Raw genomic sequence first — 9,948 nt, 5'->3', positions numbered from 1 at the left:
GTTCTATACCGGGCTGGCCGGTGTTTCGGCCCTGTTGCTGCCGGCGGGCGGGCTGGTGGGGGCGCTGCTGGCGGTGCTGCTGCTGCTGGGGCTCGTGGGGCAGGGCGGGACGCTGGTGCTGCTGCTTGCAGGGGCGGCGATGAGCAGTTTTGCAGCCGCGCTGACGGCCATGGCGATGAACCTGATGCCAAGTCCCTACGCGGCCTACGAGGTGATGCGCTGGGTGATGGGGTCGCTGACCGACCGGACCATGACCGATGTGTGGGTCAGTTTGCCGGGGACCGTCGCGGGGTGCCTGCTGATGTTGACGGTCGCGCGGGCGCTGGACGCGCTGGCATTGGGCGACGAGGTAGCCGAGAGCATGGGGTTTCGCCTGCGCGGCCTTCTGGGCATCCAGACGCGGGTCGTGGTGGGGGCGGCTGTCGCGGTCGGATCGTGCGTTGCGGTCAGTGGGGCGATCGGCTTCGTGGGGCTGGTGGTGCCGCATCTGCTGCGGCCGCTGACGGGCCACCAGCCTTCGCGCCTGCTGCTGCCTTCGGCATTGGGGGGCGCGCTGCTGCTGCTGGTTGCCGATGCGGCGGTGCGGTTGCTGTCGGGGGCCACCGAGATCCAGATCGGTGTGCTGACGGCGCTGATCGGGGCGCCTGTCTTCTTTCACCGGGTGATCGCCATGCGTCGGACCATGCCATGACCGGCCTGTTTGCGCGGGGGGTGACGCTCTCGCTGGGGGGGCGGCGGGTCCTGCATGACGCGCATGTCGCGCTGGCGGCCGGCGAGGTTGTGGGGGTGATCGGCCCGAATGGCGCGGGCAAGAGCACGCTGCTGCGCGTGCTGGCCGGCCTTCAAGGGGCCGATGCGGGAGAGGTGCTGCTGGAGGGCCGCGCACTGGCGGCGATGATGCCGGGTGACAGGGCGCGGCGGCTGTCTTTCCTGCCTCAGGAGGGCGTGTCCCCGCCGCCGATGCGGGTCGCGGATCTGGTGGCGCTTGGGCGTTTGCCGCATCGGGGAGCGCGGAATGACGTGTGCGATCATGCGGCGGTGGAGGCTGCGTTGGCGGAAACGGGACTGCTTGATCTGCGTGACCGGCCGGCCAATCAGTTGTCGGGTGGGGAGCGGGCGCGCCTGCGGCTGGCGCGGGCGCTGGCGGTGGAGGCGCCCTATCTGCTGGCGGATGAACCTGTGGCGGCGCTGGACCCGGCCCATGCTCTGGCGGTTATGGCATCGTTCGGCCGCCTGGCGGACGCGGGCAGGGGAGTGGCGGTGGTGCTGCATGACCTGACGCTGGCGGGGCGGTTCTGCCATAGGCTGGTGCTGATGCGCGACGGGCGCATCGTGGCGCAGGGGCGGCCGGCGGAAATTCTGACCGATGCGGCCATGCGTGCGGTCTATGGCGTGACCGTCCGACGGGTGGATGATGCGGTCGTGCCCTGGAGCCTGACGGGCGAACCGGCCTGAAGAAGGCGTGACATTTCTTAAAAAACGAAAAAAATAATTTAAATCATCAAATTTCTGAAATTTGTATCGTAACGGTGGGGGCGTTTTTCGCCCCGTCTGCACTCGCTCCGGTGATGGGCGGATAGTTTCATGAAAGATACACGAAAGAAACGGGCGGATACGGTTAGAGAAGGCGCGTCCCTCATCAGGGTGTACCGCTTGCGATGAACGTGATTCTGAACGATCGACTCACTTCTGCCAGCTATCGGACCGTCTTTGTTTCGGACGTCCATCTGGGAACGCGCGATTGCCGTGCCGACCTGCTGGCGGAATTCCTGCGCAACATGACCTGTCAGCGCCTGTATCTGGTGGGCGATATCATCGACGGCTGGAAGCTGAAGCGGTCATGGTTCTGGAACAGCCATCATGACGACGTGCTGAACCTGATCCTGCGCATGGCGCGCAGCGGGACCGAGATCATCTACATTCCCGGCAATCATGACGAGATGTTCCGGCGCTGGCTGCCGCATGAGTTGGAAGTGGCCGGAATCCGCCTGCGTAACCAGGCCGAGCATGTGACCGCGACCGGGCGGAAATTCCTGGTGCTGCATGGTGACGAGTTCGACAGCGTGGTGCGCTATGCCCCTTTTCTGGCGATGCTGGGCGATCGGGCCTATACGCTGGCGCTGGTCGTCAACCGCTGGTTTAACCTCGTGCGGCGCCGATTGGGCCTGCCCTATCGTTCGCTGTCGCAATGGCTGAAGCGACAGGTCAAGAGCGCGGTCATGGCCATCGACCGCTTCGAGACCGCCGTGGCGGATGAGGCCCGGCGCCGAGGCATGGACGGGGTCATCTGCGGCCATATCCATCATGCCGTGATCAAGGATCTGGGCGGCGTGTTGTATATGAACGACGGTGACTGGGTCGAAAGCTGTAGCGCGCTGGTGGAGCATCACGACGGCAGCATGGAACTGCTGGACGTAACCGATGTGTGCAACCGGTTCCCCGTGGCTGCGCCGCTGGCCTCGCGGTCGTTTGCCGGTGCCTGAGTGACGGTGGACGCGGTTTCCGCCGTCGCGCCGCCCGAGGTTAGGCCGGAGGCCGGCCTTGCGGCGCCGCCATTGCGTATCCTGATGGTCAGCGATGCCTGGTATCCCCAGGTCAATGGCGTGGTGCGCACCGTTTCACGCCTGCGCGACGCGCTGGGGGCGATGGGGCATACGGTCGGGATCATCGGCCCGCATCTGTTTCGTACCATGCCGTGCCCGACCTATCCCGAGATCCGCCTGTCTATACTGCCCGGCAGCCGGCTGAACCGGCTGATCGAACATTTCCGCCCCGATGCGCTCCATATCGTGACCGAAGGGCCGCTGGGGCTGGCGGCGCGGCGCTGGGCGCTGCGCAACGGGCAGTGCTTCACGTCGTCCTTTCATACGCGCTTCCCAGAATATATTCGTGCCCGAACGGGATTTCCGATGGGGGTGCCCTATCGCTTCCTGCGCTGGTTTCACGACGCGGCGGCGTTGACGCTGGTTCCGACCGCCAGCCTGCAGGAGGAGTTGCAGGGGCGGGGCTTCATGCGTCTGGAATGCTGGACGCGGGGGGTTGATGCCGACCGGTTCCATCCCGAGGCCGCCGCGATCGACTGGCAGGCAATGTATGACGTGCGGGGGCCGTATCTGCTCTATGTGGGGCGTGTGGCGGTAGAGAAGAATCTGGAGGCGTTTCTGTCTCTGGATCTTCCGGGCACCCGAATCGTGGTGGGGGACGGGCCGGACCGGGTGGCTCTGGCCGCGCGTTATCCCGATGTGCTGTTCACCGGCTATCTCACCGGCCCGGATTTGGCGGCGGCCTATGCGGCCAGCGACGTCTTCGTGTTTCCCAGTGTGACCGACACGTTCGGACTGGTGATTCTGGAGGCACTGGCCTGTGGCGTACCGGTGGCGGCCTTCGATGTGACGGGGCCGCGCGACATCCTGCCGCCGGGAATATCGGCGGTCGGTGCGATCGGGCCGGACCTGCGGCGCAATATCCTCGCCGCGTTGAATGCGGACCGTGTCGCCTGCCGGGCACATGCCGCACGGTTCAGTTGGGAAGCCTGCGCACGTATGTTCCTTGATGCCGTCATCAGGGCGCAGCGGGTTGGGCGCACCGTCTGAGCGTTTGCCGGGTGATCGGGCGACGACCTCGCCGAGTGCTGGATCGTGAAGGAGGATTTCGTCGCTCAGCATGGTGGTAGAGAGCGTGAGGTTGGTGTCTTTCTGGCCAGTTCGCCCGTTTCGGTGACCAGTCGTTCTCCGGCCTCCTGCATGACGCGTAGAACGGGAAGGGTCGAGCCGTCGGAGGTGCCGGTCTTTCCACGAAGGGATTACCTATCGCAGGGCATTGCCGGATGCTGAATAACTTCCCAGGTTGAACGGGCGGCCGGGCAGGGCGTTTCTGGTGGAGGCGGTTCGGTCGGGTGGATCGGCGGCTGAAAACATCTTAACGGGGCTCGATGCCGAGGATCAGCCCGGCGCCGTCAGGAAGGAAGAATTGTCATGGAAGGCGCCATTGCCGTCGTTACCGGCCTGTTGGTGGGCCTGTTCGGCCTGATCTTGGCGGCCGTCGCCGCGATCGAGAATCTGGCGCGTGAGATCCTGGCCAGCGTGGGTATAAGGGGCGAGTTACAGACGGCGCTTTTGATCATCCTGCTGGTGAGTCTGGCAATCGGCGCCTTTCGCCTGTTTGGGGGCGTTTTCGCCGTGCTGATCGGTGTGGTGTTGACGCTGATCCTGTTGCACGCCCTGCTGGTGACGGCGGGCGTGCCGATGCATTGAGGCGTCCTGAGTTATTGGACCGGAGGACTGAAGGAGCCGGTATTGTAGACGACCTGCCCGCCGGTGGGATTGGGGGACGAGGTTGTAATGCCGGCGCGCTGGAGGGCCGCGCTGTTGGCCGACAGCGAATGGCCGAAGGAGGGCGGGACGATGATGGGGCGCGTGCTATCGATGGAATCGAGAGCGGCCTTTGTCGTACGCAGGCCGGCGGCCTGCATTGCCTCATAGAACCAGTCGCGGACCACGCAGCCAGCCGGACGCCGTGCGATAGGCGGAATTGGCGGCGCATGTGCGGACGTTGGTGGTGAAGGCGTCTGCGGTCAGCAAAAGATAGTCGAGCGGGCAATCTACCAGGTGCTGGCCATCGACCAGGCGGTCGTCCCGGATGGAAGTTGACGTGATATTCCGCCATGATGAGCAAGGTGTTGCGATATGTTAATGAGGGCGCGGCAAGGACGCATTCGGCGACGCCCCGCCTGGACGTGGGATTGCGCGTTGATTATCGCTGTCTGCGGAAGGCGACGCGGCGTGACAGGCCAGCCGACACCTGGCGCATTGAGGCGGCATAGCTGGGCCACGACAGGGGGCGGTTGCCTGCCCAGCCTTGCCATTCCGCGCGACGGAACCTTCTTGGCGGCTGTGCCTGAGACGTGTTGGGATGGTCCTCGGTACAGGCAGATTGTCTGGCGTCGATCCAGTCACGGACGAGGATATGCCCGATTATGCTGGCCGCGTGTGTCATCGACATGGTCCTTCTGTCCAGGATGTCTGAAAATGGAACTCGGACACATCAGCAAAGTTCAGACACAAACACGAGAACTATTCATCATGCGGGCCTTAGTGGCCATCTCCGTGGTCTTCGTCGGGAGATCCCGCATTGGGCATGCCGCTGCTCCGATGCCCGCCGCCCCGGTTGTTGCCTGGCGGCGGCGCGTCCCGGTCCGGCCGGGCCTAACATCTAAAACCGCCATGGTGGTCCGCCTTGATTGCCGCCACCGTGGAAATCCTGGTCATCCCGCCAGCCTCCATCGCCTTAGCGATCATAATTGGAAAACCAGGGGCGATTAAGATAACGCGCGTTCCGGTACTTGCTGATCGTAAAGCCGATCAGGGGCTGGCCCATCATAGTGGCATACGTAATCTGGGGACGCCCTCCGACGACGGGTTGCCGGTAAAGGGGCCGTAAAAATACCCGTGCCGTCCATGACCATGCCGGGGAAAATGATGGCCGCCGCTGCGAAGCCGACGCCACGGATGGAGCGGATAGGATGATTTATCGCTCTTCTGGCTCCGTGCGGCGATTTGGAGCATATCAGCCGCGTTGCGGCCATGGATCATGTACTGCCAGATTGAGCGAACTTTCCGGAAAGAAAAACCCTTCCGTGATGTGGCGGCCTATCGTGCGGACTGAGCCATCCTCTTGGCTACCACGTTGGCTACCACGCCTGCCCGAACAGCAGGATGCCAGCGTAGAATCCCAAAAGAGCGATGATCCCGCCCACCATGAAGGTCCAGTAACCGATTGAGTGGGGTGGCGTGGCGGAGACGCCGCGCGTGATCATATGAGCCATGACTGCCTCCTTATTTGCCGAGGGTCGTTTTTTTTCATCCTGCCCGTCATTTGATCTGGGATCGGCATCTGTGGGAACAAGGCATGTCACTGATCACATCCGCACGATCCATCGACATGGATTCTCTTGTCCGGTGCCGGGCAATGCGGGCATGCTGACACTTTCCACCTTGCGATCAGGATAATGCATATGCGTTTACGCCTGCTTTTTTCGAGTCTGGCCGTTATGGCGCTGATCGGTGCCTCGGACCCGCTTTCCGCCGCCACGCCGTGCCGGGATGCCAAAGGCAAGTTTATCGCTTGTCCAAAGCCAAAACCTGTCAAATGCCGCGATGAAAAGGGGCGATATACCAAATGTCCGGGTCAGGCCGCCAATCCGGGCTGACGGCATTGTCACCAGGTGTGTGTTCTGGCGAATGTCCTTGTTGATTTCGTTATATTCTGCGTTTCGGGTCGGGAGGTGCCAGGCCTTCCGGCCGGTTGGGCGATATAGGTTTCCGCTGAGAACTTTAATGAATCCGATCACCAATTAAGACTATGATATTTATTGTTTATCGTTGCAGCCTTGTTACCTTGAGATCGTTGTCTGGAAGACATGTTTTGAAATAATAAATGGACTGCTTGGTGTGGCGACACATGCCGATCTGCCGGTTCCTGACCAGATGGGCGCCGGTCTATCGGGGGCAGGGAGTATGGCTGGTGTCGATGTCGCTGTTCGCGGCGCCAGGATAAATAATATGGTGCCTCCGACTTTCCTTGCTGCCCCAGTGGCCTATCCACGCCAAGTGGCGGGGTGTATTGACCTATGTCATGTTGTATTTTTACTTGCTGTATGGCTGGTATGTGTAGAAAGTGTGGAAACATGATCTGCCAAACATTGCAGGCAGCCGTCGATATGGAATAAGAAGTGCCCAAGTATCGGGTCGGATAGGCTGGCCGTCGCTATCGTCTCCAAGCAGTCCGGGATGTCCTGCGCGAGGTGATCGCAGGGTGGAGAGGTGATTCATGGGGGAGCCGGCGTTGCAGAGTGGGCCGTCATCTCTTGCGTCGGTTCTGAACGCGCTGGCTGATGGCGTGATCGTGGTTGATGGCGGCGGCATGGTGGCTTTCGCCAACGATGCGGTCACGGCGATGTGCGGTGTACGGGCTGACTCATGGGCAGGGCAGCCGCTACACGTGATGTTGCCCGCGCTGGAACTGGCATCTGGTCTGGCACCACGCGAATTTTCTCTCGCTCCCCCCGGTTGTCCGGTGCGTTGGCTTGAAGCGGTCGTCGCGTCAGGCGATGCATTCGGAGGGGCTGCATGGATCGTCACGCTGCGTGACGTGACTGAGGCGGTCGGGCAGCGTGAGGCGGCGCAACTCTGCTCCACCGTTGTCAACCGGACCGACCGGGGGGTGATGGTCCTCGATGGGTTGGATCGGATCACCTATGTCAATCCAGCCTTTACGCATCTGCTCGGCTATCGTCCGGAGGATGTCCTGTTGCGTGATGTCTCGGTTGCCCTGGCGACGGAAGAGGCGGACATGCCGGTCCTGCGCGAGTTCCGGTATAATCTGCGCACCCGCAGGCCGTTCGAGATCGATCTGCGGGCGCGGTCGCGCGCCGGGCGGGAAATCTGGCTCAGCACGGCGGTCAGCCCGGTTCGGGACGATGGTGCTGCGGATGGTGATGTCATCGTTCTGCTGGCCGACGAAACCCAGGCAATGGAATTGCAGGGGCTCCGGCAGGATGTGACGACGGCCCTGAGCGGTGCGACGGACTTCACGGATGTCATGTCGCTGATCTGCAGGCGGGTGGAGGCGATTTCACCGGATGTCCTGGTGTCGATCCTGTTGGTGACCGACGAAGGACGTGCCTGGATGGCCGGGCGGGGGGCGATGCCGGAAGCGTTTGCCTCGGCCTGCGACGGAATGTTCGTCGGCCCGATGGTGGGGACCTGCGGTGCAGCGATCTATTCAGGTCATGAGGTTCTGACACCCGATATCGAAATTGACCCGCGCTGGGCGCCGGCCCTGCGCGACGCAGTGCGCCCGCTGGGGGTGATCGCCTGCTGGTCGGTGCCCGTGCGCCTACGTGACGGCACGGTAGCCGGGAGCCTGGCCCTGTATTTCCGCGACCGGCGGGAGCCCACGCTCTGGCAGCGTCGGGTGGTGGATGCCTGCGTTCATTTCTGCACGCTGGCGGTCGAGCAGGAGCGCGCCAGGGCGCGAATCACGCAACTGGCGCATTACGATGCGGTGACCGGCCTGCCTAACCGGACGTGGTTGCGCGACCATCTGGCGGGCCTGCAGGACAGGCCGGGCTGGTGTGGTCTGACCCTGATCGCGATCGATCTCGATCAATTTCGGACGATTCGCGACGGGTTGGGGGGCGTCGGCGCGGACGAACTGCTGGAGAGGGTCGCGCGTCGGCTGAAATGTGCGGTGGGGCGGAACGACACGTTAGTCCGTACTGGTGAGGATGAGTTTTCGATCGTGACCGGCTGTGGCCGCACGCCGATGGGGCCGGGATGCTGCGTGGACGGGGACGGGTTTCTCGCGGTCGATCACGCGTCGGTGATGGCAGGAGCGATTGTGCGGGCCATGGCGGAGCCCCTGGTGATCAATGGCCTGCCTGTTACGTCAAGTGTGAGCATCGGTATCTGTGCTGGCCGTGAGAAGGGGGGGACCGTCGACACGTTGCTGCGCAATACCCGGATCGCCGTTTCGCGTGCGCGGGATGCCGGCGGCAATTGCTACCGCTTCTTCAGTCCGGCGATGAATCAGCGGGCGCATGACCGCGTCATTCTCACCAGCGTGCTGGGGACCGCGTTGGCATCCGAGCGGTTGCGGCTGGTTTATCAGCCCCAGGTCTCGCCTCATACCGGTGCCATCCATGGGGTGGAGGCTTTGGCACGCTGGCATGACCCGGTGCGCGGCAATATCTCGCCGGTACGCTTCATCCCGCTGGCCGAGGAGGCTGGGTTGATCGAGGCGCTGGGGGAATGGGCGCTGCGGCAGGCCTGCAGGCAGATGGCGCAATGGATGACGGACGGGATCGCGATCCCATCGGTGGCGGTCAATCTGTCCGCGCGGCATTTCCGCGAGTCGGGCCTGCCTGCGATGATTGCCGCCATCTTGGAGGAAACCGGCATTCCGCCCGGCCGTCTGATGGTGGAGATGACTGAAAGCACGATGGTTGCCGATCTGGACAGCACGATCGAGGCGGCGCGCGCCATTCGGGCGCTGGGGGTCGGCCTGTCGATGGACGATTTCGGCACGGGATTTTCCACGCTGGCGAATCTGGTCAATCTGCCGCTGAACGAGGTGAAAATCGACCGCAGCTTTGTGGAGCGGATGGATCGGGTGGAGGAAAGCCGCCAGATCGTAAATGCCGTTATCGGCATGGGCCGCAATCTGGGCATGTCGATCGTGGCCGAAGGGGTCGAGACGCAAGAGCAGCTTGCGCTTCTGGATGAACTGGGATGCCCGCTGGTGCAGGGATTCCTGATCTCTCATCCGCTGGAGGCGGAGCGTCTGCCGGATTGGGTTCGTACGTGGCAGCAATCCTGCTCGACCGGTCTGACGCGGCTTCCGGCGGCGTAACCAGGGGGCTACGGTCGGTATGGCCCCTGGAGACTGTTTCAAAAGCCCCGACGAGAACGGCTCGATGGCGACTTTTTATGCTTGTTTCCTGCGAGAGGCGTGATGCCGCAAGGAAACCTGCGCCAATGCGGCGCGCGGTGAGGTGGCTATTGCATTCTGCTCATCATCGGCGTGCTTGAAGCTGGCACTCATGGAAATGGCATGGATGTCATAAAAACTTAATTGCCCTTCCGATCCTGTTCGATTGAAGCCCGTTGGACCGAAATGTATTGGATGAACGGATTAAGGACGGCATCGGGAATAAATGGATGCAGCAGATGCCGCGATCCCGGGACATGGTTCCGGCGGGACGGAATACAGACACGTTGACCGGTGACCATGTGTTCGCGGGGCTAGTGCGGCTTTCGGGATGGCTGATGCTTGCCCTGTTGGGCGGTCTGATAGCGGTATTGGCGTGGGGCGGGTTGTCGGCGTGGTCGGCATTTGGGCCTGGCTTTGTGTGGAGCGCGGTGTGGAACCCGGTGACGCAGCATTTCG

9 protein-coding genes and 1 pseudogene are annotated in these 9,948 nt (G+C 62.8%); 8 read left to right on the top strand and 2 right to left on the bottom strand.

The window, feature by feature from the left end; translation table 11 throughout:
- The 5 genes from ABF821_RS17610 to ABF821_RS17590 form a co-directional block, all read left to right on the top strand.
- Positions 1 to 691, top strand: a 691-nt coding sequence (locus tag ABF821_RS17610) for a FecCD family ABC transporter permease (RefSeq protein ID WP_415530996.1), incomplete at its 5' end; no start/stop codon positions are given.
- Positions 688 to 1,455 (top strand): ABC transporter ATP-binding protein, encoded by a 768-nt coding sequence (locus ABF821_RS17605; RefSeq protein ID WP_415530995.1) that lies wholly within the window; start codon positions 688 to 690, stop codon positions 1,453 to 1,455. The genes ABF821_RS17610 and ABF821_RS17605, both read left to right, overlap by 4 nt.
- A 203-nt stretch (positions 1,456 to 1,658) precedes the next feature.
- Entirely contained in the window at positions 1,659 to 2,483 is an 825-nt protein-coding gene (locus tag ABF821_RS17600) for a UDP-2,3-diacylglucosamine diphosphatase (RefSeq protein ID WP_415530994.1), read from the top strand.
- Between the two features lie 72 nt (positions 2,484 to 2,555).
- Complete coding sequence (locus ABF821_RS17595; RefSeq protein WP_415530997.1) at positions 2,556 to 3,593, top strand: glycosyltransferase family 4 protein; 1,038 nt, start codon at positions 2,556 to 2,558, stop codon at positions 3,591 to 3,593.
- 381 nt (positions 3,594 to 3,974) lie between these two features.
- Positions 3,975 to 4,253, top strand: a complete 279-nt coding sequence (locus ABF821_RS17590) for a hypothetical protein (protein WP_182974954.1) — start codon at positions 3,975 to 3,977, stop codon at positions 4,251 to 4,253.
- An 11-nt stretch (positions 4,254 to 4,264) separates the two neighbouring features.
- On the opposite strand, the gene ABF821_RS17585 is transcribed toward ABF821_RS17590, so the two are convergent.
- Both ABF821_RS17585 and ABF821_RS17580 read right to left on the bottom strand, forming a co-directional pair.
- Positions 4,265 to 4,498 (bottom strand): hypothetical protein, encoded by a 234-nt coding sequence (locus ABF821_RS17585; protein ID WP_415530992.1) that lies wholly within the window; start codon positions 4,496 to 4,498, stop codon positions 4,265 to 4,267.
- A gap of 1,191 nt (positions 4,499 to 5,689) precedes the next feature.
- Positions 5,690 to 5,824, bottom strand: coding sequence for a hypothetical protein (locus ABF821_RS17580; protein WP_259654670.1), 135 nt, complete (start codon positions 5,822 to 5,824; stop codon positions 5,690 to 5,692).
- A gap of 189 nt (positions 5,825 to 6,013) precedes the next feature.
- On the opposite strand from ABF821_RS17580, the gene ABF821_RS17575 reads away from it, so the two are divergent.
- The 3 genes and pseudogenes from ABF821_RS17575 to pstC form a co-directional block, all read left to right on the top strand.
- Entirely contained in the window at positions 6,014 to 6,208 is a 195-nt protein-coding gene (locus ABF821_RS17575) for a hypothetical protein (RefSeq protein ID WP_182974952.1), read from the top strand.
- A 620-nt stretch (positions 6,209 to 6,828) separates the two neighbouring features.
- Positions 6,829 to 9,411 carry an EAL domain-containing protein gene (locus ABF821_RS17570; RefSeq protein WP_415530991.1) on the top strand — a complete coding sequence of 861 codons (2,583 nt, stop codon included), beginning with the start codon at positions 6,829 to 6,831 and terminating at the stop codon, positions 9,409 to 9,411.
- 308 nt (positions 9,412 to 9,719) lie between these two features.
- A pseudogene (gene pstC / locus ABF821_RS17565) lies at positions 9,720 to 9,948 on the top strand (phosphate ABC transporter permease PstC); the annotation flags it as partial.

Origin of the sequence: Gluconacetobacter sp. (assembly GCF_047721585.1) — a bacterium.
Classification (GTDB): Bacteria; Pseudomonadota; Alphaproteobacteria; order Acetobacterales; family Acetobacteraceae; genus Gluconacetobacter; species Gluconacetobacter dulcium.
Note: the sequence above shows the minus strand (reverse complement) of the source record. Positions and strands in the feature narration are given on the sequence as shown.

Excerpts from the sequence above, each read along its gene's own strand:
- ABF821_RS17570 (WP_415530991.1), top strand. The coding sequence starts at position 6,829 with ATGGGGGAGCCGGCGTTGCAGAGTGGGCCGTCATCTCTTGCGTCGGTT.
- ABF821_RS17575 (WP_182974952.1), top strand. The coding sequence starts at position 6,014 with ATGCGTTTACGCCTGCTTTTTTCGAGTCTGGCCGTTATGGCGCTGATC.
- ABF821_RS17600 (WP_415530994.1), top strand. The coding sequence starts at position 1,659 with ATGAACGTGATTCTGAACGATCGACTCACTTCTGCCAGCTATCGGACC.
- ABF821_RS17580 (WP_259654670.1), bottom strand. The coding sequence starts at position 5,824 with ATGGCTCATATGATCACGCGCGGCGTCTCCGCCACGCCACCCCACTCA.
- ABF821_RS17605 (WP_415530995.1), top strand. The coding sequence starts at position 688 with ATGACCGGCCTGTTTGCGCGGGGGGTGACGCTCTCGCTGGGGGGGCGG.
- ABF821_RS17590 (WP_182974954.1), top strand. The coding sequence starts at position 3,975 with ATGGAAGGCGCCATTGCCGTCGTTACCGGCCTGTTGGTGGGCCTGTTC.